At 66.0% G+C, this 21255-nt stretch carries 25 protein-coding genes; 9 read left to right on the forward strand and 16 right to left on the reverse strand.

Annotation, left to right across the window (positions count from 1 at the left end):
* Nucleotides 1-13: 13 nt before the first annotated feature.
* Genes BLS74_RS14105 through BLS74_RS14120 form a run of 4 tightly spaced genes read right to left on the reverse strand, consistent with a single transcriptional unit; the run spans nt 14 to nt 3867 of the window.
* Complete coding sequence (locus BLS74_RS14105; protein ID WP_093107182.1) at nt 14-979, reverse strand: Bug family tripartite tricarboxylate transporter substrate binding protein; 966 nt, start codon at nt 977-979, stop codon at nt 14-16.
* 26 nt (nt 980-1005) lie between these two features.
* Entirely contained in the window at nt 1006-2142 is a 1137-nt protein-coding gene (locus BLS74_RS14110) for a CaiB/BaiF CoA transferase family protein (protein ID WP_093107183.1), read from the reverse strand.
* On the reverse strand, nt 2139-2945 hold the full coding sequence (locus tag BLS74_RS14115; RefSeq protein WP_093107185.1) for a citryl-CoA lyase: 807 nt from the start codon (nt 2943-2945) through the stop codon (nt 2139-2141). The genes BLS74_RS14110 and BLS74_RS14115 overlap by 4 nt, the downstream gene beginning before the upstream one ends.
* Before the next feature lie 34 nt (nt 2946-2979).
* A complete protein-coding gene (locus BLS74_RS14120; protein ID WP_093107187.1) occupies nt 2980-3867 on the reverse strand; it encodes a dioxygenase family protein in 888 nt (295 codons plus the stop codon).
* A gap of 107 nt (nt 3868-3974) precedes the next feature.
* Between BLS74_RS14120 and BLS74_RS14125 the strand changes: the two genes are divergently transcribed.
* Nucleotides 3975-4883, forward strand: coding sequence for a LysR substrate-binding domain-containing protein (locus tag BLS74_RS14125; RefSeq protein ID WP_093107189.1), 909 nt, complete (start codon nt 3975-3977; stop codon nt 4881-4883).
* Nucleotides 4884-4976: 93 nt separating this feature from the next.
* Here the strand turns inward: BLS74_RS14125 and BLS74_RS14130 are convergent, their stop codons facing one another.
* The 5 genes from BLS74_RS14130 to BLS74_RS14150 form a co-directional block, all read right to left on the reverse strand.
* The gene (locus BLS74_RS14130; protein ID WP_093107191.1) at nt 4977-5861 is read right to left on the reverse strand and encodes a hypothetical protein; all 885 of its coding nucleotides are present in this window, start codon (nt 5859-5861) and stop codon (nt 4977-4979) included.
* A gap of 83 nt (nt 5862-5944) precedes the next feature.
* Nucleotides 5945-6709 (reverse strand): Crp/Fnr family transcriptional regulator, encoded by a 765-nt coding sequence (locus tag BLS74_RS14135; protein WP_139191687.1) that lies wholly within the window; start codon nt 6707-6709, stop codon nt 5945-5947.
* 27 nt (nt 6710-6736) lie between these two features.
* Nucleotides 6737-7264 (reverse strand): DedA family protein, encoded by a 528-nt coding sequence (locus tag BLS74_RS14140; RefSeq protein WP_093107195.1) that lies wholly within the window; start codon nt 7262-7264, stop codon nt 6737-6739.
* A 134-nt stretch (nt 7265-7398) separates the two neighbouring features.
* The gene (locus BLS74_RS14145) at nt 7399-9636 is read right to left on the reverse strand and encodes an NADP-dependent isocitrate dehydrogenase (protein WP_093107197.1); all 2238 of its coding nucleotides are present in this window, start codon (nt 9634-9636) and stop codon (nt 7399-7401) included.
* A gap of 182 nt (nt 9637-9818) precedes the next feature.
* Nucleotides 9819-10340: a winged helix-turn-helix domain-containing protein gene (locus tag BLS74_RS14150; protein ID WP_093107199.1), complete on the reverse strand. Its 522-nt coding sequence runs from the start codon at nt 10338-10340 to the stop codon at nt 9819-9821.
* Nucleotides 10341-10563: 223 nt separating this feature from the next.
* On the opposite strand from BLS74_RS14150, the gene BLS74_RS14155 reads away from it, so the two are divergent.
* Together BLS74_RS14155 and BLS74_RS14160 are read left to right on the forward strand one after the other, a co-directional pair.
* Nucleotides 10564-10986 (forward strand): tripartite tricarboxylate transporter TctB family protein, encoded by a 423-nt coding sequence (locus BLS74_RS14155; RefSeq protein ID WP_170855599.1) that lies wholly within the window; start codon nt 10564-10566, stop codon nt 10984-10986.
* Nucleotides 10986-12491, forward strand: coding sequence for a tripartite tricarboxylate transporter permease (locus tag BLS74_RS14160; RefSeq protein WP_093107201.1), 1506 nt, complete (start codon nt 10986-10988; stop codon nt 12489-12491). The genes BLS74_RS14155 and BLS74_RS14160 overlap by 1 nt, the downstream gene beginning before the upstream one ends.
* A 104-nt stretch (nt 12492-12595) precedes the next feature.
* Here BLS74_RS14160 and BLS74_RS14165 read toward each other — a convergent pair whose 3' ends face one another.
* A complete protein-coding gene (locus tag BLS74_RS14165) occupies nt 12596-13036 on the reverse strand; it encodes a DUF3037 domain-containing protein (RefSeq protein ID WP_139191688.1) in 441 nt (146 codons plus the stop codon).
* A 75-nt stretch (nt 13037-13111) separates the two neighbouring features.
* On the opposite strand from BLS74_RS14165, the gene soxR reads away from it, so the two are divergent.
* Entirely contained in the window at nt 13112-13591 is a 480-nt protein-coding gene (gene soxR, locus BLS74_RS14170) for a redox-sensitive transcriptional activator SoxR (RefSeq protein WP_093107205.1), read from the forward strand.
* A 10-nt stretch (nt 13592-13601) separates the two neighbouring features.
* Here the strand turns inward: soxR and BLS74_RS14175 are convergent, their stop codons facing one another.
* Both BLS74_RS14175 and BLS74_RS14180 read right to left on the reverse strand, forming a co-directional pair.
* Nucleotides 13602-13829: a hypothetical protein gene (locus tag BLS74_RS14175; protein ID WP_093107207.1), complete on the reverse strand. Its 228-nt coding sequence runs from the start codon at nt 13827-13829 to the stop codon at nt 13602-13604.
* Nucleotides 13830-13938: 109 nt separating this feature from the next.
* Complete coding sequence (locus tag BLS74_RS14180; RefSeq protein WP_093107209.1) at nt 13939-15150, reverse strand: MFS transporter; 1212 nt, start codon at nt 15148-15150, stop codon at nt 13939-13941.
* Between the two features lie 87 nt (nt 15151-15237).
* Between BLS74_RS14180 and BLS74_RS14185 the strand changes: the two genes are divergently transcribed.
* Nucleotides 15238-15867 carry a TetR/AcrR family transcriptional regulator gene (locus BLS74_RS14185; protein WP_093107211.1) on the forward strand — a complete coding sequence of 210 codons (630 nt, stop codon included), beginning with the start codon at nt 15238-15240 and terminating at the stop codon, nt 15865-15867.
* Nucleotides 15868-15891: 24 nt separating this feature from the next.
* On the opposite strand, the gene BLS74_RS14190 is transcribed toward BLS74_RS14185, so the two are convergent.
* Nucleotides 15892-16281: a hypothetical protein gene (locus BLS74_RS14190; protein WP_093107213.1), complete on the reverse strand. Its 390-nt coding sequence runs from the start codon at nt 16279-16281 to the stop codon at nt 15892-15894.
* Nucleotides 16282-16718: 437 nt separating this feature from the next.
* Here BLS74_RS14190 and BLS74_RS33830 point away from each other — a divergent pair, with 437 nt between their 5' ends.
* On the forward strand, nt 16719-16991 hold the full coding sequence (locus BLS74_RS33830) for a hypothetical protein (protein WP_139191689.1): 273 nt from the start codon (nt 16719-16721) through the stop codon (nt 16989-16991).
* On the opposite strand, the gene BLS74_RS14195 is transcribed toward BLS74_RS33830, so the two are convergent.
* The 3 genes from BLS74_RS14195 to BLS74_RS14205 form a co-directional block, all read right to left on the reverse strand.
* Nucleotides 16988-17572: a BPSL1445 family SYLF domain-containing lipoprotein gene (locus BLS74_RS14195; protein ID WP_093107215.1), complete on the reverse strand. Its 585-nt coding sequence runs from the start codon at nt 17570-17572 to the stop codon at nt 16988-16990. The genes BLS74_RS33830 and BLS74_RS14195 overlap by 4 nt on opposite strands.
* A 116-nt stretch (nt 17573-17688) precedes the next feature.
* A complete protein-coding gene (locus BLS74_RS14200) occupies nt 17689-17877 on the reverse strand; it encodes a hypothetical protein (protein ID WP_093107217.1) in 189 nt (62 codons plus the stop codon).
* A 56-nt stretch (nt 17878-17933) separates the two neighbouring features.
* Nucleotides 17934-18362 (reverse strand): hypothetical protein, encoded by a 429-nt coding sequence (locus BLS74_RS14205; protein ID WP_093107219.1) that lies wholly within the window; start codon nt 18360-18362, stop codon nt 17934-17936.
* A gap of 157 nt (nt 18363-18519) precedes the next feature.
* On the opposite strand from BLS74_RS14205, the gene BLS74_RS14210 reads away from it, so the two are divergent.
* Genes BLS74_RS14210 through BLS74_RS14220 form a run of 3 tightly spaced genes read left to right on the forward strand, consistent with a single transcriptional unit; the run spans nt 18520 to nt 21241 of the window.
* Nucleotides 18520-19740, forward strand: a complete 1221-nt coding sequence (locus BLS74_RS14210; protein ID WP_093107221.1) for a helix-turn-helix domain-containing protein — start codon at nt 18520-18522, stop codon at nt 19738-19740.
* A gap of 45 nt (nt 19741-19785) precedes the next feature.
* Nucleotides 19786-20454, forward strand: a complete 669-nt coding sequence (locus BLS74_RS14215) for a Vgb family protein (protein ID WP_093107223.1) — start codon at nt 19786-19788, stop codon at nt 20452-20454.
* Nucleotides 20455-20470: 16 nt separating this feature from the next.
* Nucleotides 20471-21241: a DUF899 domain-containing protein gene (locus BLS74_RS14220; protein WP_093107225.1), complete on the forward strand. Its 771-nt coding sequence runs from the start codon at nt 20471-20473 to the stop codon at nt 21239-21241.
* Nucleotides 21242-21255: the final 14 nt, after the last annotated feature.

The raw sequence follows: 21255 nt of genomic DNA on the forward strand, positions 1-21255 counted from the left end.
CGAACGAAAGCTGTCAGTCGACTTGCGCGCCCGAGCGCTTGACCAGCCCGGCCCATTTGCCGAGCTCGGTCTTGTTGAAGGGCCGCATCTCCTCGGCGCGCATCGGCTTCGACTCGATGCCCTGGTCACGCAGGCGCGCCATCACATCGGGCTGCGCGAGCGCAGCGGCGCTGGCCGTGCGCAATTGCGTCAGCGTGGCGTCGGGCGTGGCGGCCGGCGCGTAGAGCATGAACCAGGCGACCAGGTCGAAGTCGGCAATGCCCTGCTCCATCAGCGTCGGCACATCGCTCGCCGCCGCGCTGCGCACCGCACCGCTGGAACCCAGCGCGCGCAGCTTGCCCGCCTTGATCTGCGGCATCACCGCGGCCGGGTGATAGAACATGAAGTCGACCTGCGACGAGATCACGCCCGTCAGCGCCATGGCGCCTTCCTTGAAGGGCACGTGGAGCATCTTGCCGCCCAGGCGCTGCGCCAGCAGCTCGCCCGCGAGGTGCCCCGAGGTGCCGTTGCCGGCCGAGGCGAAGGTCACGCCCTGCGGCCGCGCGGCGGCCTGGGCCAGGTCCTTCAGCGACTTGAGCGGCGACTCGGCCGCCACCACCAAGAGCGTGGGCGTATAGCCGATGAAGGCCACCGGCGCGAAGTCGCGCATCGGGTCGTAGGGCAGCTTGCTGAAGAGCGCGGCGTTGATGGCGTGCGTGCCCACCGTGCCCATCACCAGCGTGCGGCCGTCGGGGGCCGACTTGGCGACCGTGTCGCTGCCGGTCGAGCCGCCCGCGCCCGCGCGGTTGTCGACGATCACCGTCTGCTGCAGCGCCTTGCCCAGCCCCTCGCCGACCACGCGCGCCACCGTGTCGGTGGTGGTGCCGGCGCCGAAGGGAACGACCATCTTGATCGGCCCCTTGTCTTGCGCCTGAGCCGTGCCCAGCATGAGCAGCACGCCCGCGGCGAGCAGGGTGCGCATCGTTGTCTTGAATCTCATCGCTTGTCTCCGTTGTCTCTATTTATCTACTTGCGTTTCAGCGCGGCGCGTATCTCGTCGCTGTGCTCGCCCAGCATCGGCGGCGGCCGCACCTCAAGCGCGCGCTCGCCGTCGAAGCTGACCGGCGAACGCACCGTGCGAAACAGCCCCATCACCGGATGCTCGGCCGAGGTCATCAGCTGCAGGTGCTTGGCCTGCGGGTCTTCCAGCGCCTCGCTGGTGTCGTACATCGGCGCGTTGGGCACGTCCTCGCGCTGCAGGCGGCGGCACCATTCGTCGCGCGTCTGCGTGCGGAAGCGCTCGCCCAGCAGCGCGATCAGCGCCTCCTGGTTGTCGATGCGCGCGTCGCGGGTCGCGAAGCGCGGGTCCTGGAAGATGTCGGGCTGCTCGATCGCCACTGCCAGGCCTTGCCAGAACTTCTCGGGCGAGGACATGTGCAGCGCGATCCACTTGTCGTCCGCGCAGCGCAGCACGTAGGACTGCGACACGCTCGGCCGGCTGTACGGCCCCATCACCTCGTCGACCTGGAAGAAGTGCGTGAACGCATCGAGGTTGAAGTGCGCCATCGCCTCCAGCATCGACACCTCGACCTTGCGGCCGATGCCGGTGCGGCTGCGCTCGTACAAGGCTCCCAGCACGCCGTAGGCCGCGTAGAAGCCGGTCAGCGAATCAGCAATGGCAGGGCCGACCACGCGCGGGTTCTCGGGGTTGACCAGCAGATTGAGAAACCCGCTCGCCGCCTGCGCGACGGTGTCATAGGCCGGCCGGTTGGCCGCAGGCCCGGTGGCGCCGAAGCCGCTGATCGCGACGTAGATGAGCTTCGGGTTCAGCGCCTGCAGCCGCTCCGCGCCCACGCCCAGCTTCTCCGCCACGCCGGGCCGGAAGTTCTGGATGTAGACGTCGGCATCGGCAATCAGCGCGTCGAGCACTTCACGATCGGCGCTGTCCTTGGTATCGAGCGTGATGCTGCGCTTGTTGCGGTTGTAGGTCTGGTAGTGCGGGCTGTACAGGCCGTTCTTGAAGGCGCGGAAGGGGTCGCCCGTCTTCGGCTGCTCGACCTTGATCACGTCGGCCCCCAGGTCGCCCAGCAGCATGCCGGCCGCCGGCCCCGTGATGAAGGTGCCCTGCTCGATGACCTTGAGGCCTTTCAATACAGGGATCATTCGTGCTTCCCGAAGCCCGGAGGCAGCTCGCCGTCGTATTCCATCTCGCGCGTCGCCTGGTAGGAGAGCGCAAAGCCGATCGGCTGGCGGATCTCTTCCACCATGTGCGCGATCAGCCCCGCGGTGCGCGCGAGCATCGGCACGCCCTTGAGCCCTTCGACCGGAAAGCCCGCGCCCAGCAGCACCGAGGGGATCGCGCCCGAGACGTTGAGCTTGAGCGGCTTGCCCAGCACCTCGGGCAGCAGCCTTTCGCATGCTTCCGCGATCTCGACGAAGCGCAGGTCGGTGCCCGCCGTCTTGGCCACATCGAACAGCGCGCCCACGCGCTCGTCGCGCTCCTTGTGCAGCGGATGGCCGTAGCCGGGAATCGAACGGCCCGCCGCGCGCCAGGCCTTCATCACCGAAAGCGCCGCCTCGTCGAGCGCCCTGCCGGCCTGTACCTGCTCATCGATCTCGACATACATGCGCCCCGCCGTCTCCGACGAGCCCAGGACCACCGAGCCGCAGCCGAGGATGCCCGCCGCCACCGCGCCCTGCATCGCATCGGGCGCCGCGGCGAAGGTCATGCGCGCGGCCTGCACGCTGGGCACCAGCCCATGCTCTGCGATCGCGACCAGCGTGGCGTTGAGCACCGCGGCCTGGCCCGGTGTCGGCATCTCCCCGGTGAGCAGCAGGAAGAAATGGTCGACGAAGGAGAGCTTGCCGATCAGCTCCTTCGACAGGTCATGGCCGCGAATGACGATGGTGTGGGCGTCCGAAGTGCAGATGGACGTGCGCGGCACGGTGGCCTTGCCGATCTTCATAAAAATCCTTGCAAAAAAAGAAGAGAAGTGGAGTTCAGGCCGACACCGGCGCAAGCCGCACATCGAAGCTCGCCGAGTGGTACGGCACGCGCATCTCGCGCCCGTCCACCGCCTTGCCCGGTGCATGCGTCTCGAAGTCGACCACCAGGCTGTCGCGCTTGCCGAAGACCGCGTCCTGATCGATGTAGGGGCTGCCGCCCACGAACACCTGCGTCGTCAGCGTCACATGGCCCGGCGCCGAGACCTGCAGGTGGATGTGGCCGGGGCGGTAGATGCTGCGCTCAGTGGCATGCATCATCTGGCCCACCGGGCCGTCGTCGGGAATCGGGTAGTAGGCGGGCCGGATCGACCAGAACCAGTAGCGCCCCTGCGCATCGGTGCGAAAGCGCCCGCGCGCGGCCATCGTGGGCTCGCTGCTCAGCTGCACGTCGTACTTGCCCTCGCCGTCGCCCGACCACACGTCGAGCAAGGCGCCTTCCAGCGGTGCGCCGTGCACATCGGTCACCCGACCCATGTAGAAGGTCGGCTCGCCGCGCGCGCTACCGCTGATGTCGGCGCCCAGCGGCATGTCGGGCGCGCCGGGCCAGTAGAACGGGCCCTCCACCGTGGCCTCCGTCGCCTCGGTCGCGCCCTGTGCGCCGCCGCTGGCGCGCGCCTGATCCAGCGCCACCACCATCATCGACAGGCCCAGCGTGTCGGAGAGCAGGATGAACTCGGGCCGCTTGTCGGTCGAGATCTGCCCCGTGGCTTCGAGAAACTTCATCGCCGCCAGCCACTCGTCGGGCTTCAGGTCGACCTCGCGCGCAAAGGCGTGAATGTGCTTGACCAGCGCCGTCATCAGCTCGCGCAGGCGCGGGTCGGGCGTCGCCGCGAAAGCCTCGAGCACGTCCTGCGTGATGCTGTCCTGGTTGTAGTCCGCCATGTCTTGTCTCCTGGTTCTGGCCGGACGATAGGCCGCGCAGGTGGCCCCGACAAATGATGAATTTCCATGGATATGATCGATGGCATCGATCATTCGCGGGGGTTTGTATGGAGATGAGGCATCTGCGCTACTTCGTCGCGCTGGCCGATTGCCTGAGCTTCACGCGCGCGGCCGAGCGCGTGCACGTGACCCAGTCGACCCTTTCGCACCAGATCAAGCAGCTCGAGGACGAGCTGGGCCAGCCGCTCTTCGAGCGCATCGGCAAGAAGGTGGTGACCACCGAGGCCGGCGAGCTGCTGCGCGGCTACGCCTCGCGCGCATTGAAGGAGGTGGACCAGGGCGTGGCGCTGCTCAAGCCCGGCGCCGGCAACCTCACGGGCAAGGTGCGCATAGGCGCCACGCACACCTTCAACATCGGCCTCATCCCCGAATGCGTGGCGCAGTTCCTCGCGCGCCATCCGACCGTGCGCATCAGCGTGGAGGAACTCGCCGCGGAAGTGATCGCCGCACGGCTTAGGGACGGCGAGATGGACCTCGGCATCTCCTACCGACCGCAGGACTCGGCCGGCCTGTGGTTCGAGCCGCTCTACAACGAGGAGATGGTGCTGGTCGTCTCCACTCACCATCCGCTCGCCGGCCGCAAGCGCATCCGCATGGTGGAGCTGCACCGGCAAGACCTGGTGCTCGTCTCATCCGCCTTCTCGACCCGCACCATGCTCGACGAGTGCTTCCACGCCTGCGGCGCCGAGCCGACCGTGGTGGCCGAGATGTCGACCGTGGCGCCGATGCTCGCGCTGGTGGCGCGCACGATGATCGGCTCGATCGTGGCGATCAACGCGGTGCCGGAGGCGATGGCGGGGCTGAAGGTGATTCCGCTGGAGAGCCCGACGCCGATACGCACGCCAGGGATCTTGTGGCGGCTGAAGGAGGCGAAGCCGGCTGCCGTGCAGTCGTTTGCTGTGATATTGAGGAAGACGGCGTTGAGTAACAGCCTCAGGCGCGAAGGGCCGGGGTAAGGGAGGCTGCCGGTGACGAGCTAGATGGAATCCCTTTGCTTCTCGATTGGGATGACGTGCGGCAGGCTCTAGTGCGATTCCGCCCCGGCGCGCTTACTCCGGCAAGGGGTTTGCAAGGCGCTTGTATTCGTTGCGCTTCATGGCGAGATAGTCGTCCCGCTCCACTTCGTGCAGTTGCCGCGCATAGCGCTCCGTGCTGTCGAACCATGCCGCGAGGCGCGGCGCCAGTTGTTTGGGGGCGTCCATGTAGGCGTCGATGGCGAGGTAGTAGCGCATGGTGTTGCGCTCCACCACGCCGCGCACGCCGCCCACGTATTCCGCCTGGCCCGCCGAGTCCTTGCCCATCGCGGTGAATCCCACCTTGTCTGCGCCGATGGTCGCGAGGTAGCCCCGCATCGCGATGCGCGCTGCCACCCCGTAGGCATAGGCGTAGCCGAGATGAATGAAGGTCTTGCCGTTGCCGAGCGGCGTCGCCTCGAGTTCGATGCGGTAGTCGCGGGTGGACAGCGGCCCCTTGTCGGCGCTCAATCGCACGCTGAGGTAGTCGTCGGTGATGGTCGGCGGCTGCCAGACGAAGTTGACGCGCTGCGCCTCCGAAAGCGGCTGGTCGAATTTGCGGCCAACCGAGACGACGAGTGTCCTGGCACTTTCTGTCCCGCGCACCACACAGTACTTGGTGTTGAGGTGCAGCATCAGCACATCGCACCAGACGCCGGGCTGGCTCAACGAACCGTTCACCTGGTCGACCGGGTGATTCAACACTGCGAAGATATCGCCGCTCAATTGACCGGCGGCTTCCGTCGATTCGAGCACCAGCGGTCGCCCAAAGGCGTTCTGGTCGAACTGCGACTGAACGGCGTCATATTTGGCCCGCAAGGCAGCGGCGCTTCCGAGCTGTGCCTGCGCCTGGGCGAGCACCGGCAGGATCAGGAGCCAGACCCACAGCGCCAGGCGGCGAAGTGTTGTCGCGCGTTTCATGATGTTTCACATTGTCATCCCGCATCGGGAGCCTGGCTAGTTGTTGAGGTGCAATAGGTTGTTCGCGCTGGGTCATCGCATGATCAGGTGACCAGGGATTCGGCCGCGAGCCGGTCTTCCAGGCGCTGCCGGTCAGCCAGGAGCCGTCCAGCCACCAAGGTCACCACCTCGAATCCAAAGGCCGGGTTCTGGAAATAGAGCGACTTGAAAGTCATCTCGTCCATCTGCAGCACGGTGCAGTTCGTGGCGCAGCGGGCGGTCAGCGTGCGTTGCTTGTCAGGCGCAAAGAACCCAATCTCGCCGAACAAGCGGCCAGGCTCCATGGTCTGCCCGATCTCGACAAACTCGATCTGCCCTTCAGCGAGGAAGTACAGGCGCTTTGCCGCATCGCCTTTGCGGAACAGGATTGCATCTTTCTTCAGTCGCCGCCGGCGCATGTAGGGGCGCAGCCAGACGCCGGAAAAGTCGCTCGACGCCGCCGCGACCTGCACGCGGCGCGTGAGGCGGACCATCTGGGCTGCGCGGAAAATGTTGATCGGCAGCAGTGCGCCGTGCAGGAGCACCAGGATCAGCGACGGATGCAGCGCGCCGTAGATCAGAAAGCCCAGGTTGCCGCCGATCGCAAGGCAGCGCAGGGGGATCATGGTCTTTACGAAGGAACTCACGATCACCAGCGTGCCGGCGGCCCCAGCCGAGCAGAGCGCAACGATGCCGGACGGAGTGGCCAAGGCCGAGGTCAAGCCGGCAACCGCGGTGTCGAACAGTGCGAGCGTTGACATGAGCTTTCCCTCTCGGTGCGGTCCTGGACGGTGTGATGATGAACGAACTGAGCGTTGGTGGACGTTCAATTGCAATCCGAACTCACCCCGAGCTCTTCACACCCACTGCTGCATCCACTTGAGGCCGAACGCGCCGGGAGCCAGGATGCCGGTCGCCCACACGACAGCTGAAGCGATGTTGGCAATCTGAAACGTAGACGCGGGCATTTCGCAGATGCCTGCCACCAATGGCACAGACGCGCGAAGGGGGCCGAGGAAGCGCCCGAAAAATACGCCGACCACTCCCCAGCGCTCGAAGAGCCTATGACCGCGCGGGATCAGGTCCGGATGGCGAGACAGGGGCCAGTGGTTGCCGACATTGCTCTTCAGCCGTCCGCCGATCCAGAAGGACAACCAGTCCCCCAGGACGGCCCCGACGACGGCCGCGCACCACAGCGGCCAGAACGCAATGCCGCTCCCCCCGATGAGCCAGCCGACACCAAACAAGATCACGGTCGCCGGCAACAACAGGGAAATGAACGCCAACGATTCCCCGAAGGCGAGGGCCAGCACGATAGGAGCGCCCCAGGCCTCATGCGCTCGGATGAAGGCGATGGTTGCCTGAGTGATTTCGTCAAGACTCATTGGCCGCACGGCACCGCGAATACCTCGACCGGTGATGCCTTGCCAATCTGGTCGCTTCGCAGCTTGACGTTCTTCGTCGCCATTCTCAGACTTCCTTCTGCCTCTCAATGTCTGGTCTTGGCCGCGCCCTGCCTTCAGCCCGACACGGCGGCCAGCGCCGCGTTGAACGTTGCGCTCGGCCGCATCACCGCATCGGTCTTGCGCACATCCGGCAGGTAGTACCCGCCGATGTCGGCCGGCTTGCCTTGCACGGCGGCGAGCTCGTCCACGACCTTCTGCTCGTTGGCGGCCAGGGCATCGGCGAGCGGCTTGAAATGGGCGGCCAGTTCCTTGTCTTCAGTCTGCTCGGTCATGGCCTGGGCCCAGTAGAGCGCCAGGTAGAAGTGGCTGCCGCGATTGTCGAGCTGACCGGTCTTGGGCGAGGGGCCCTTGTTGTTGTCCAGCAGCTTGCCGGTGGCGGTGTCGAGTGACTTGGCCAGCAACTTGGCCTTGGCGTTGCCGGTCTTGATGCCCAGTTCCTCCAGGCTCACGGCCAGCGCGAGGAACTCGCCCAGCGAATCCCAGCGCAGGTGATTCTCCTCCACCAGCTGCTGCACGTGCTTGGGTGCCGAGCCGCCGGCGCCCGTTTCGTACATGCCCCCGCCAGCCATCAGAGGGACGATGGACAGCATCTTGGCCGAGGTGCCCAGCTCCATGATGGGGAACAGGTCGGTCAGGTAGTCGCGCAGGATGTTGCCGGTGGCGCTGATGGTGTCCAGCCCGCGGATCACGCGCTCCAGCGTGTAGCGCATGGCGCGCACCTGGCTCATGATCTGGATGTCCAGTCCGGCGGTGTCGTGCTCGTGCAGGTACATCTTGACCTTGGTGATGAGCTGCGCCTCATGTGGGCGGTAGGCGTCGAGCCAGAACACCACCGGCATGCCCGAGTTGCGCGCGCGCGTGACGGCGAGCTTGACCCAGTCGCGGATGGCGGCGTCCTTGACCTGGCACATGCGCCAGATGTCGCCCGCTTCCACGTTCTGGCTGAGCAGCACCTCACCCGTATCGAGATCGGTGATGTTGGCCACGCCGTCCTCGGGGATCTCGAAGGTCTTGTCGTGTGAGCCGTATTCCTCGGCCTGCTGCGCCATCAAGCCGACGTTGGGCACGGTGCCCATGGTCTTGGGGTCGAAGGCGCCGTGCCACTTGCAGAAGTTGATGATCTCCTGGTAAATGCGGGCAAAGGTGCTCTCGGGCATCACGGCCTTCACGTCCTTCAGCCGGCCGTCGGCACCGTACATCTTGCCGCCGTTGCGGATCATCGCGGGCATGGAGGCGTCCACGATCACGTCGTTGGGCGAATGGAAGTTGGTGATGCCCTTGGCGGAATCCACCATCGCCAGCTCGGGGCGATGCTCATGGCAGGCGTGCAAGTCGCGCCTGATCTCATCCTGCGTACTTTCAGGCAGCGTGGCGATCTTGTTGTACAGGTCGACCATGCCGTTGTTGACGTTCACGCCCAACTCCTCGAACAGCTTGGCGTGCTTTTCGAAGGCGTCGCGATAGAAGATCTTGACGCAGTGGCCGAACACGATGGGGTGCGACACCTTCATCATGGTGGCCTTCACGTGCAGCGAGAACATCACGCCTGTCTTGTGCGCGTCCTGGATCTGCCGCTCGTAGAAATCGAGCAGGGCCTTCTTGCTCATGAACATCGAGTCGATCACCTCGCGCTCGAGCAGCGAAACCTTCGGCTTGAGCACGATGGCCTTGCCGCTCTTGGTGATCAGTTCCATTTTCACGTCGCGCGCCTTGTGCAGCGTCATCGACTTCTCGCCGTGGTAGAAGTCGCCGTGGTGCATGTGCGAGACGTGCGAGCGCGACGCCTGACTCCACTCGGCCATGTGATGCGGGTTCTTGCGCGCAAATTCCTTCACTGCCTTGGGCGCGCGGCGATCGGAGTTGCCCTCCCGCAGCACCGGGTTCACCGCGCTGCCGATGCACTTGTTGTAGCGCGCGCGGATCTCTTTCTCCTCGTCCGTCTTCGGGCTCTCGGGGAAATCGGGAACCTTGTAGCCCTTGTCCTGCAGTTCCCTGATGGCGGCCTTCAGCTGGGCCACCGAGGCGCTGATGTTGGGCAGCTTGATGATGTTCGCTGCGGGCCGCAGCGTCAGCTTGCCCAGCTCTGCCAGGTTGTCCGGCATCCGCTGCGTTTCGGTCAGCACCTCAGGAAACTGCCCCAGGATGCGGGCCGCCACCGAGATGTCGCTGGTGGCGACGTCGATGCCCGCCGGCGCGGCGAAAGCTTGGATGATGGGCAGCAGCGAGGCCGTGGCCAAGCGCGGCGCCTCGTCGGTGAGGGTGTAGATGATCTGGGAGTTTCCGGCGGTCATGGGGGCTTTCGGGCGGGCTGAACAACAACGCAATGCCACGAGATTGACTGCGTGGCGAACGGGCGCAAACTTTAACAAGTTTGAGGCGCGGCGCGCACGGCATTGTGGGGGCTTGGGCCGTGGCTCGCCGGTGCCGGGCAACTGTTGAGGCGCCGCCGTTCAAGCCGGTGTATAGGCCAGGTTCACGGTGGTGAAGAACTCCTGCGCATGACTCGCCTGGCCGCGCCCGCGGCGATAGCGTGAAGGTGCTTGGTCAAGAGGACGGCCGCAACTTCAGAGAGGTGGGCAACAACGATGGCCCGCTGCGGATAGCTCGTCTTGAGCACGCCACCGACCGACCGGTCTTGGGTGAATTCTGCGGCGTCACGGCCTTCCTGACCATCCCCGAGTGCCTTGCGCAGACCCGCGATATGAACTCTGAGATTGCCGTCCACGACGACGTTTCGCGGCCAGACTCTTTGAACAATCTTGGCGTTGCTCACGAACCTGCCGGCGTTCTCTACCAACAACGACAGGATCTCGAGCGCACGGCTGCCGAGTCGCACCGGCCGCCCCGCATCCTGGAGGATGTGTGTGGTGGGCGACAGACTGAACGGACCGAAGTGGATCAGATCCTCCGAAGAGGTGCCGGCGGGCGCGTGACGCCGTTGCAGCGGGCTGAGGGCATCGGCCGATTCGACGGGCCACATTCTCACGTTGCTCATCTCGGTTTCTCCGCGACGCCCGCATCGCCGTTTGATACGGGCAGAAACGCAATTAAACCTCAGCCATCGGACATTGCCGTGGAAGCGAAGCGGACGCTCGCATCACCGCATCGAACGTCCGCCCGCTACGTATTTCCCCTCACGGGCTGGTCAGATTCCGATCAGTGGCAAGGCAGGACCATTCGCGCCGGTCAGCAACTGCCACACCGGAGACAAACATCCCATGATCGATCGAAACCTCGCCCGAGGGCTCTTCCTCATCGCGATCTCGCTGGCCTTCGGGCTCCAGTCCCTGCGCTACCCGATCGGCGATTTCAGCCGCGCGGGGCCGGGCCTCTTCCCTGCCCTGGTCAGCTCCCTGCTGTTCCTCGTCGGCCTGGCGACCGTGATCCGTTCGCGTTTTGTCGAACGCGTGCACCTGGACCTCAACCTCAAGAACATTGCCATCATCCTCACGAGCCTCTGCGGACTGGCCGTGATCTCGATGTACGTGAACATGATCGCGGGCATCGTCTTCATGGTGTTCTGCTCCACCCTGGCCGGCACCTCCTACTCATGGGTGCGCAACGTCAAGATCGCCGCCGGCCTGGTCACGATGGCCCTGGTCCTCCAGAAACTGCTCGGCCTGAACCTGCCGCTCTACTGATGGACGTCCTGCACAACCTGGCGTTCGGCTTCTCGCACGCCCTCACCCTCCAGAACCTGATGTTCTGCGCCCTCGGCTGCACCGTGGGCACGCTCGTCGGCCTGCTGCCCGGCCTGGGCCCGCTGGCCACCATCAGCCTGCTGCTGCCGCTGACCTATTCCATCCCCACGGGTGGCGCGCTCATCATGCTGGCCGGCATCTACTACGGCGCGCAATACGGCGACAGCGTGAGCGCCATAACGATGAAGATCCCGCACGCCAGCAGCATCGTGGCCTGCATCGACGGCTACGCGATGACGCTCAAGGGCAAGACCGGCCTGGCCCTGTTCACCGCCGGCGTCTCCAGCTTCATCGGCGGCACGATCGCCATCGTGGTGCTCGCATGGCTGGCGCCCGTGCTCGGCGAAGTGGCCTTCCTCTTCGGCCCTGCGGACTACTGCGCCATGATGATGGTCGGCTTCGTGTGCGTGAGCTTCGTCACCACGGGCAGCCTGCTCAATGGCCTTGCCATGTGCCTGATCGGCGTGCTGCTCGGCCAGATCGGCACCGACGTGAATAGCGGCACCGCGCGCTTCACCATGGACCTGCCCTTCCTGATGGACGGCGTCGGCATTGTGAGCATCGCGCTCGGCTGCTTCGGCATCGCCGAGATCACCAAGAACCTCGACGCCCGCGAGGAGCGCTCGCCTTTCAACGGCAAGATCAACCTGATCCCGACGTGGGCCGAGTTCAAGCGGATCATCCCCAGCGCCTTGCGCGGCGGCGCGATCGGCTCGTTCCTGGGCATCCTGCCCGGCGGCGGCCCCACCATCGCGCAGTTTGCCGCATATGCGATCGACAAGAAGGTCAGCAAGTACAAGCACGAGATCGGCACCGGCTGCATCGAGGGCGTGGCCGGCCAGGCCGCGGCCGACGAAGCGGCAGCGCGCACCAGCTTCATCCCGCTGATGAGCATCGGCATCCCCGAGAACGCGGTGATGGCGCTGATGCTGGCCGCCTTCGTCATCAAGGGCATCCAGCCCGGGCCGAACATGATCGCCAGCCACCCCGACCTGTTCTGGGGCCTGGTGGCCAGCATGTGGGTGGGCAACGTCTTCCTGCTCGTGCTGAACGTGCCGCTGGTGCGCTACTGGCTGTCGGTGTTCAAGATCCCGTACAGCGTGCTGTTCCCGTCCATCCTGTTCTTCTGCTGCATCGGCACCTACAGCGTGAACAACAGCATGGAAGACATCTTCATCACGGCTGCGTTCGGCTTCGTCGGCTACATGTTCATGCGGCTGGAGCTGGATGCCGCCCCGCTCATGCTCGGCTTCATCCTCGGCCCCATGCTGGAAGAGAACTTCCGCCGCTCGCTGCTCCTGAGCCGCGGGAGTTTCACCATGTTCTTCACCCGACCCATCAGCGGCACCTTGCTTGCGTTGATCGGCGTGTTCGTCGCGTGGCAGGTGGTGGCGTTTGTGTTCCATGCGCGCAAGCGGGGTGTGCTTCAGCAGCCGGTTGCGTAGTGGACTTTGAATCGAGAAAGCTGGTAAGCATGTCGTGCGTTCAGTCGTCTTCGTGCTGCTGCTTCCTCCACATCAACAACGAGGCGCAAGACGAGGCATGTCACTCAACGCCCGCGTCGAGAGTCATGCCTGGTGACGAAGCGCTCGTAGAGCAACTGCAGCGTCGCGGCCAGCGGACCGCCGATGCCTGAGCCAGTAGGCGACCAGTGGAGTGCGCTGTCTTCCAACGGCAGCACGCAACGGATCAATCCCTCGATGGACATGCCTTCGCGGGCGTGCACCTCGGAACACCGGGCGGCATCGATAGCGTCGAAGCACGCCTGCAGGCGCGTCATGCGGGCGAGAAAGATCTCGGTTTCCAGAGACGGAAAGGCGCCCTTGGCGCGGCGGTAGTCGGTGTTGAACTTCGCCGCAACGCAGGGCGCATCGCACGAGGCGACAACGACACCGACGTTGATGAACTCGGCCGTGCCGACGTCGTGCACGTAGCGAAGGACTCTGTAGGTGTAAGGGCCTTCCATCACTCGATCGTGGACGAGCGCCAATGCGTTTGCTCTACGAATAACGTAGACAAGCTACGGGACCAAAACCTCAACTAAAGTTGAGGCTGAGAGGTCCCGATGAAATCCAAGCCAGAACCCATAGATCGTTCCGCCACGCTTTCCGTCGGCGAGGTCGCGCAACGCAGCGGCGTCCCGGTCTCCACCCTTCATTTCTACGAATCCAAAGGCCTCATCGCGAGCCATCGGGCGCCGAGCAACCACCGTCGCTATGCGCGTGAGGTGCTCCGGCGTGTGGCGTTCATCCGTGTCGCGCAGCGGGTGGGCATCGCGTTGGCCGACATCTCCGATGCCCTGGCGACCCTCCCCACCTCGGCGGCGCCCAGCCGCGCGGACTGGGCGCGGCTTTCCGCCGGCTGGCGCGCGGAGCTGGACGAGCGCATGGCTCAGCTCAAGAAGCTGCGCGACACCTTGGACGACTGCATCGGCTGCGGCTGCCTGTCCATCGACCGCTGCCGGCTGCGCAACCCTGGCGACAAGCTGGCATCGCAGGGACCCGGCGCACGCCGCCTGGTGGTCATCCAGCGCGCGGAGGGCTGAGGGCCTGCTGTCACCCCGCGTCGATGGGGAGCAGCAGCGACATCAGCTCGCTCTTCTCCACCGAGTTCATCGCGCGCGCCAGCCGGCCGAGCTGGGCCTGGTAGCAAGGCAACATCAACGCCGCGGTCAGCGCGTGGACATCGTTGTTCCGCGTGAGATGGTCACTGCACGCGGCAATGCTGCGATGGATTTCGAGCGCGTGCGCGACGCGGCCGGAGGGTTGGGAATCACAGTTCATGCGCCGCACTGTGATCCCTCAAGCTAACTTGAGGTCAAGCGGAAATTTAATCAGGAGGCAAGAAAACAGAGCCCGCCACGTCGTGGTGGCTGGCCGCCGCACTTCGAGTTCAGGCGGCTGCCGGGCACCGGTCGCCGATGCAGTGCGAAACCGTAAGGCCACGCTGGCCGAGGAGTGCGGTGAGAAAGGCGACGCCACCGGCTGCGACTGAAGCCCAGAATCCCTGGCCAGGGCCGAATGCGTCGATGACCCAGCCGGAGGCGAACGAGCCGATGGCCATGCCGATGCCGATCCCGGTCATCACCCAGGTGATGCCTTCAGTGAGCTTGGCGGCCGGGACGAGCCGTTCGACCAGGCCGAAGGCCGTGATGAAGGTTGGCGAGATCGCTGCGCCGCTGATGAACAGGGCGAGTGCCAGCATTGGAACGTTGCCTACGAACAGCAGCGGCACGGTCGCCGCCGCCGCGATGGCGATCGCGATGGCGAATTGGCGCGAAAGCGGCATTTTGGGCTTCAAGGCGCCGAACACCAGGCCGACGAACATGGAGCCGAGGGCATAGCCGCCAAGCACCAGACTGGCCGCGGCCGCGTTGCCGAATTCGGCCGTGAGCGCAATGACGGTCACCTCCGCCGTACCGAAGATCGCGCCGATGGCCACCATCGCGAAGGTCAGGATCTGGACCGGGCGCAGTCTGATGGTCGGCGCGCCGCCGCTCTTGGCCGTCGGCTGCACCTTGGGCTCGGTACCCTTCTGCAGGATGAAGGCTGCGGAGCCGACGGCCAGGAACAGGGTCGAGGCGAGCGGGCCGGCCTCCGGGAACAGGGAGACGCTGAGACCGACGGCCAGGGCCGATCCCGATATATAGACAAGCTCGTCTGCGACCGACTCGAAGGCGAAGGCCGTGTTGAGCTTGGGTGTGCCGCGGTACAGCTGCGTCCACCGCGCCCGGACCATGGCCGGCATGCTGGGCATCGCGGCGGCGAGCAGCGCGAATGCGAACAGCGTCCAAACCGGCCCGCCGAAATGCGTCGCGACCAACAGACCGATGAAGCCCGCCACCGAAAGCGTCGTCGCCGGCGTCAGGATGCGACGTTGGCCGAGCCGGTCCACGAGACGGGAAATCTGCGGCGCGACGAGCGCGTTGGTCAGCGCGAACGTGGCCGCGACCGCACCCGCGAGCCCATACGCGCCGTGCGTCTGGGACAGCATGGCGACGATGCCGATCGTGGACATGGCAACCGGCAGGCGGGCGATGAAGCCGGCCGCCGCAAAGCCCTTGGCTCCTGGAGGCTTGAAGATCTCGCGATAGAGGTTGAGCATCGGGAAACACCTTGCAAATGAGCAGTGGCACAATGACATACGCAGTGTATGTCAAAAACATACGCCGCGTATATGAAAGGAAAAGCAATGGCACACAGACCGCGCAAGGAGATGCTTGCCGAGACACGGGCAAAGCTCGTGGATGCGGCGCGCCAGGCGTTCGGTTCGGTCGGCTACGCAGCCGCGTCGATGGACGACTTCACGGCCGCAGCCGGTCTGACGCGTGGCGCCCTCTATCACCATTTCGGTGACAAGAAGGGGCTGCTTCAGGCGGTCATCGCCGAGATCGACGAGGAGATGTCGCAACGTCTGCGCGCCATCGCTGCCAAGGCGAAGGACCCGTGGCGCGGCTTCGTCGATGAAAACATCGCCTACATCGAGATGGCCCTGGAGCCCGAGATCCGGCGCATCGTCATGCGCGACGGCCCCGCGGTGCTCGGTGATCCCTCGACCTGGGCGAGCCAGAGCGAATGCAACCGCTCGATGACCGAGGGCCTCAAGAGGCTGAAAAGCGACGGCTTCATCATCGATGTAGATCCGGAGGGTGCCGCCCGTCTGCTCAGCGGAGCCGCGTTGCACGCGGCGCAATGGATCGCCAATGCGGACGATCCGGCCGCCACGTCGAAGCGCGCGGTGAAGGCGTTCAAGGCGTTGCTGAACGGGCTTCTCGTCGAGGGCGCGAAAATGTCGCGGCGGCGGGTCAGTAGGACGTGCTGACGGCGGCGGAGTTTCTTCGCAGTGCTATTCAAACCGTATCTCGGCCACCGTCGGGGCATCGGGCCCCTTGGTATTTGAGTTCGCGATGGCGCCGTCTTTCGTGAACCAGTAGCGGCAGCCGGTTCGCATCACCATCGTGACGCACATATAGCCATCGGCGTTGAGGATCCACGTGCCCGACGCGCTGCCGGGGCCGCTTCGGTTGACGAAGTCGACGTGGCCGTCCGAATGGAATTCCCAGCGCGAGATCATTCCGGTCGCAAGATTGTTTGAAACTATGGCCCTGCCGATCAAGGTTCTCTCGATCTCGTCCTTGCTCAGAAACACGCGATCCTGGGCTGGCATCGGCTCTTCGGAGATGGCGGGCATGGCAGCGATGCACAACAGCATGCGGACGATGCAACGGGTGAACATGACGGCCCTCGGCGCCTATTCATAGGGGTTACACCGCAGTAACCAAAAAGTTCTACCTCTCTGCGTTCCAGGCGCGAGCCATGCACGCGAATCCAGCCTGCTCTGTCCAGCGACGGCGGTGCTCTCTTCGAGCCCGTGAATGTCAGGCGGCTTCCGTGGTGCCAGCTGGCCAGAAATGCGTAAGGACACGATCTGTGCTCCGGTTGCCTCTCTGCGAGTGGCCGAGAGACGGCGTGAGATCACTTTGCCGGCCCTTTCGACGTCGCATGTACTCCGGATGTAAGCAACAAACATCGTCCTCCGACCGTTGTGCCGAAAGTGCAATCTCTCGTCCGCACTGCTCCTACGTCGCGCATCCCTCGGCGCTGACACGCGAGCTGGGGCGCTGTCGGGAGGATTTGTTCGCTGTCTCTGCAGTTTCAAGCGAAGGGACTTTGATGAATCCGAAGAACCCCGATGACGCGACCCCAACCGTCGCGGATGAAGCCAGTGCCGTTGTTGACGACGAGCAGGTGATATCGAAAACGCTGCCTTGCACACCGATACCGGTGGGCGCAGCGCCACTCAAGGCCCATGTCGATCGAGCGCTGGGCGTGACGCGCGAATTCGTGATCGAGCAGCCCGTGCGAGCGGTGCTGATCGCTGCTGCCGCAGGTGCTGCGCTGTCCGCCTTGGCGAGCGTCTGGTTGCGCGACGACCTGGATCGCTAGAGCTGAACCTCGGTGATCTTCGCGCCGTGGAGCGAAACGCCGGCCTCCAGGCCCACATTGGTCAACACGAAGCCGACCACCGGTTGGCGGATCGTGTTGGTATCGATTCTGCCGTTGGCCCCGATGGTCGCGGCGGCTACCGTGGCGTCCGCCCCAGCCGTCCAGCCCTTGCTGTTGCGGAACTTGTCCAGCGCTTCCTGGGTGGTGAACAGATAGATCATTGCCTTCGACTGCGCGCCGGCCTGGAAGCCGATCGAGCCCGCCGTCGTGCTGTAGTAGGCCTGGGTGCGGCCGCCGACGCGCAGCGCGCCCCGGCCGTACTCGGCGCCGATCCCCAGCTTCGCGCCAACCACCGACGGGAACACCAGCACGCCCCTGGACTTGGCCACCAGCTCGCGTGAATCCGGTACGGCGTCGTAAAGCTTGGACAGGGAGGCGTCGACCTGCGCGTCGATGGACGTCCGCGAAGAAGCGGTGCTTGCACGGTCGTCGGGACGTGTCGTGGTGCAGCCGACGAAGGCAATGCTGCAGGCGGCAAGAGCTGCCGCGGTGCAGAAGGTTCGGAGATTGATGGCGTTCATGGCTCGCTCCTTTCCAGCATCAAAAGTGCGAGCCCTGACTCCTGATGGTGCAAGCCTGTTGCGCATGACGATGTAGGACGACCCTCCACGCGGGCATGCGTTGAGACGGCGCAACGTCATTCCACGCCTCGTCCGCTGTCACGGTCTTCCCGGGCCATGCGCGCGACCTCGTCGGCGAAGGCCATGAGTTCGCTCGACAGCGTCTCGCCGGGCGCCAGCACGCCGAAGCGCTCGGCCAGGGCCTGGTAAACCGCCCGCTGGGACGCCAAGCCGGGTGGAAGTGGAATATTGGGGTTTTCGGGCATCGTGGGCTCCTGTGGAGTGGTCAAACTTTCTTCGCGCGCTCGCCTGGCGTGGGTTTCTACGCTTGATTGGATACGAGCCATTCATCCACGCAAGCCCCGAACAGCGCGATGTTCTCGTCGACTTCGTCATGCAGGAACCGTCGCGCTCCGGCCTGGGCCACCGTGTCGGCTGCTATCCAGGCTTCCTGCGCATCGACGCTCGCAGGAGGAGCGGAAGCGCCCCACACCTGCGCGAAGATCGCGAGGGTTTCGGCGGCCGACAGATCGACCCAGATCATTCCTACCTTGGAGAGGATGCCCGGGCCGTCGCTCAGATCGATGCCGGTGAGTACGTGGCCGCCCTCTTCGACGATCACCGGGCTCAGGCCACCGCGCAGCATGACGCGCAGCAGATCCTTCGGCTCGGCGCGGCGAATCCACTCGTCCGCTCGCCGGACCAACTGCGCGGCGATGTCTGCCTTGTCGGGATGCGCGTGCTTAAGCATGTCGTTGCGATGAGGCGGGCGGGTCCTTTCGCATTAGCCTGCGTTCCATGGTGCATATCGCGCGCTCGATGACCGGTAGGCAAAGCTGCTTACGCTTCGAAGTCCTGTTCCTGCAAACAGGCGCGGCGCGGGATCAGCGGTGGGGTAGCCTGTCGTCATGGACTCCCTGATCGCCGCCTCCGCGCGCGCCCTCGCCGCCGGTGACGCGCTCGGCGCCCTCAAGCGGGTTGCCCTGCGCGACGACCCGCCGGCGCTGGCCCTGCGCGGCATCGCCATGGCCCAGCTCGGCGAGCACCCGCGCGCCCGCGAGCTCCTGCGGCTCGCCGCCCGCGGCTTCGGCGCCCACGAGGCGCTGGCGCGCGCTCGCTGCGTCGTTGCGGAGGCCGAGGTGGCGCTGGCCATGCGCGACCTCGGCGGCTCGCCGCGCTCGCTGGCGGCAGCCTCGGCCACGCTCGAGGCGCACGCCGACCATGCCAACGCGCTGCAGGCGCGGCTGATCGCGGCGCGCCGGCTCCTGCTGCTCGGCCGCCTCGACGAGGCCGCGGCCACGCTGGCGCCGCTCGATGCGCGCGGCCTGCCGCCGTCGCTGGCGGCGGTGGCCGAGCTGGCCGCGGCCGAGCTCGCGCTGCGCTCGCTGCGCCCCGGCCCGGCGCAGGCGGCGCTCGCCCGCGCGCACGAGGCGGCCGATCGTGCACGCGTGCCGGCGCTCCTGGCCGAGGTGGCGGAGGCGCGGGCTGCGCTCGATCGTCCCGCCGCCCGGCGCCTGTCCAACGGCGGCGAGCAGGCGCTGCGCCTCGACGAGGTCGCAGCGCTCCTGGCCTCGGACGCGCTGGTGGTTGACGCCTGCCGTCGCGGGGTGGGTGCCGGCGACGCGTGGCGGCCGCTGGCGCGCCGGCCGGTGCTGTTCGCGTTGGCGCGTGCGCTCGCCGAGGCGTGGCCCGGCGATATCGATCGCGAAGCCTTGATCGCGTGCGCGTTCCGCACCCGCCACCCCGACGAGACACATCGAGCGCGCCTGCGAGTCGAGATCGGCCGCCTGCGCGCGCTCGTCGCAGCGCTGGCGCAAGTCGAGGCCACCGCGCGCGGCTTCGTCCTCAGGCCGCGCGACGCGCGCGATGTCGTCGTCCTGGCGCCGCCCATCGACGGCGAGCAGGCATCGTTGGTGGCGCTGCTCTCCGACGGCGCGGCCTGGTCGACCTCGGCCCTGGCGCTGGCCCTGGGCGCCAGTCAGCGCACCGTCCAGCGCGCGCTCGTCGAGCTCGAGGCAGAGGGGAGGGTGCGCGCTATCGGGCGGGCGCGGGCGCAGCGCTGGCTCGCGCCGCCGCTGGCCGGATTCACGACGATCTTGTTACTCCCCGCTGCGCTCGCGCTTGATTAGAGTTGTCTCCAGGCGCCGATCCGAGGCGCACCACAAGGAGCAACGATGAGCAGCAAGGACAGACCTCAGGCAACGGCGCGTGCGGCCGAGATCGTGCGCGAGTACGGTCCCTTCCCTGGGGCCGACAGCGTGCACGGCGTGACCCACGATGGCCAGCGCGTCTGGGCCGCCACCGGGGCCAGCCTGATCGCCTTCGATCCCGAGAGCGGCGAGCCCACGCGCACGCTGGCCCACGCCTGCGACGCCGGCACCGCCTTCGACGGCACGCACCTCTATCAGATCGCCGAGGCACGCATCGACAAGATCGATCCTGTCAGCGGCGACGTGGTGGCCTCCATCCCGGCGCCCGGCAAGGGGAGCGACTCGGGGCTCACCTGGGCTGAGGGCAGTCTGTGGGTGGGCCAGTACCGCGATCGCAAGATCCACCAGATCGATCCGGCGACCGGCGCAGTCATTCGCACCATCGAGTCCAACCGCTTCGTCACCGGCGTGACCTGGGTCGACGGCGAGCTGTGGCACGGGACATGGGAAGGCGACGAGAGCGAACTCCGCCGCATCGACCCGAAGAGCGGCACCGTGCTCGAGCGGCTGGAGATGCCGCACGGCATCGGCGTCAGCGGGCTCGAGTCCGACGGGGCCGATCTCTTCTATTGCGGCGGCGGCGCGAGCGGAAAGGTCCGCGCCGTGCGGCGTCCGAAAGGCCTCAGGTCATAAAGCAAAGGAGCACACCATGAACACCACCGAAACAAGCACAGTGAACCATCCCGTCGTGTCGAAGGAGCGATGGGTTGCCGAGCGCAAGACGCTGCTGGCCCGCGAAAAGGAGCTGACGCACCTGCGCGACCAGATCGCCCGCGAGCGCCGCGCGCTGCCGTGGGAGCGCATCGAGAAGGACTACGTCTTCGACGCGCACGAAGGCCGCCGCGCGCTCGCCGACCTCTTCGAGGGCCGCCGCCAGCTGCTGGTGCAGCACTTCATGCTCGGCCCGGGATGGGAGCAAGGGTGCCCGAGCTGCTCCTACATGGCCGACCACACCGACGGCATGAACGTGCACCTGGCGCATCGCGACGTCACGTTCGTGGCCATCTCGCGCGCGCCGCTGGCCGAGATCGAGCGCTTTCGCCGGCGCATGGGCTGGCAGTTCAAGTGGGTGTCCTCTAACGGCAGCGACTTCAACTACGACTTCGGCGTCAGCTTCACGCCGGAGGAAGTGGCCAAGGGCAAGCTCCACTACAACTACGGCGAGTGGCCCCTCGCTGGGGAGGAGTGGCCCGGCATCAGCGTGTTCTATAAGGACGACGCGGGCGAAGTCTTCCACACCTACTCGACCTACGGGCGCGGCGTGGAAGTGATGATGGGCACCTACAACCTGCTGGACCTCACGCCCAAGGGCCGCGACGAAAACGCGGGCCAGGGCATGGCATGGGTGCGCCACCACGACCGCTACGAGCCGGCACCGGCCGCGAAGCCGGCCGCTGCGGCCGGATCGTCCTGCCACTGACATCGAGCATGCGT

It is taken from the genome of Variovorax sp. CF079 (assembly GCF_900101545.1).
Classification (GTDB): domain Bacteria; phylum Pseudomonadota; class Gammaproteobacteria; order Burkholderiales; family Burkholderiaceae_C; genus Variovorax.

What these genes read in the sequence shown, in the direction of transcription:
- BLS74_RS14105 (WP_093107182.1), bottom strand. Translation starts at nt 979, where the DNA reads ATGAGATTCAAGACAACGATGCGCACCCTGCTCGCCGCGGGCGTGCTG.
- BLS74_RS14110 (WP_093107183.1), bottom strand. Translation starts at nt 2,142, where the DNA reads ATGATCCCTGTATTGAAAGGCCTCAAGGTCATCGAGCAGGGCACCTTC.
- BLS74_RS14115 (WP_093107185.1), bottom strand. Translation starts at nt 2,945, where the DNA reads ATGAAGATCGGCAAGGCCACCGTGCCGCGCACGTCCATCTGCACTTCG.
- BLS74_RS14120 (WP_093107187.1), bottom strand. Translation starts at nt 3,867, where the DNA reads ATGGCGGACTACAACCAGGACAGCATCACGCAGGACGTGCTCGAGGCT.
- BLS74_RS14125 (WP_093107189.1), top strand. Translation starts at nt 3,975, where the DNA reads ATGGAGATGAGGCATCTGCGCTACTTCGTCGCGCTGGCCGATTGCCTG.
- BLS74_RS14130 (WP_093107191.1), bottom strand. Translation starts at nt 5,861, where the DNA reads ATGAAACGCGCGACAACACTTCGCCGCCTGGCGCTGTGGGTCTGGCTC.
- BLS74_RS14140 (WP_093107195.1), bottom strand. Translation starts at nt 7,264, where the DNA reads ATGAGTCTTGACGAAATCACTCAGGCAACCATCGCCTTCATCCGAGCG.
- BLS74_RS14145 (WP_093107197.1), bottom strand. Translation starts at nt 9,636, where the DNA reads ATGACCGCCGGAAACTCCCAGATCATCTACACCCTCACCGACGAGGCG.
- BLS74_RS14150 (WP_093107199.1), bottom strand. Translation starts at nt 10,340, where the DNA reads ATGAGCAACGTGAGAATGTGGCCCGTCGAATCGGCCGATGCCCTCAGC.
- BLS74_RS14155 (WP_170855599.1), top strand. Translation starts at nt 10,564, where the DNA reads ATGATCGATCGAAACCTCGCCCGAGGGCTCTTCCTCATCGCGATCTCG.
- BLS74_RS14160 (WP_093107201.1), top strand. Translation starts at nt 10,986, where the DNA reads ATGGACGTCCTGCACAACCTGGCGTTCGGCTTCTCGCACGCCCTCACC.
- soxR (WP_093107205.1), top strand. Translation starts at nt 13,112, where the DNA reads ATGAAATCCAAGCCAGAACCCATAGATCGTTCCGCCACGCTTTCCGTC.
- BLS74_RS14175 (WP_093107207.1), bottom strand. Translation starts at nt 13,829, where the DNA reads ATGAACTGTGATTCCCAACCCTCCGGCCGCGTCGCGCACGCGCTCGAA.
- BLS74_RS14180 (WP_093107209.1), bottom strand. Translation starts at nt 15,150, where the DNA reads ATGCTCAACCTCTATCGCGAGATCTTCAAGCCTCCAGGAGCCAAGGGC.
- BLS74_RS14185 (WP_093107211.1), top strand. Translation starts at nt 15,238, where the DNA reads ATGGCACACAGACCGCGCAAGGAGATGCTTGCCGAGACACGGGCAAAG.
- BLS74_RS14190 (WP_093107213.1), bottom strand. Translation starts at nt 16,281, where the DNA reads ATGTTCACCCGTTGCATCGTCCGCATGCTGTTGTGCATCGCTGCCATG.
- BLS74_RS33830 (WP_139191689.1), top strand. Translation starts at nt 16,719, where the DNA reads ATGAATCCGAAGAACCCCGATGACGCGACCCCAACCGTCGCGGATGAA.
- BLS74_RS14195 (WP_093107215.1), bottom strand. Translation starts at nt 17,572, where the DNA reads ATGAACGCCATCAATCTCCGAACCTTCTGCACCGCGGCAGCTCTTGCC.
- BLS74_RS14200 (WP_093107217.1), bottom strand. Translation starts at nt 17,877, where the DNA reads ATGCCCGAAAACCCCAATATTCCACTTCCACCCGGCTTGGCGTCCCAG.
- BLS74_RS14205 (WP_093107219.1), bottom strand. Translation starts at nt 18,362, where the DNA reads ATGCTTAAGCACGCGCATCCCGACAAGGCAGACATCGCCGCGCAGTTG.
- BLS74_RS14210 (WP_093107221.1), top strand. Translation starts at nt 18,520, where the DNA reads ATGGACTCCCTGATCGCCGCCTCCGCGCGCGCCCTCGCCGCCGGTGAC.
- BLS74_RS14215 (WP_093107223.1), top strand. Translation starts at nt 19,786, where the DNA reads ATGAGCAGCAAGGACAGACCTCAGGCAACGGCGCGTGCGGCCGAGATC.
- BLS74_RS14220 (WP_093107225.1), top strand. Translation starts at nt 20,471, where the DNA reads ATGAACACCACCGAAACAAGCACAGTGAACCATCCCGTCGTGTCGAAG.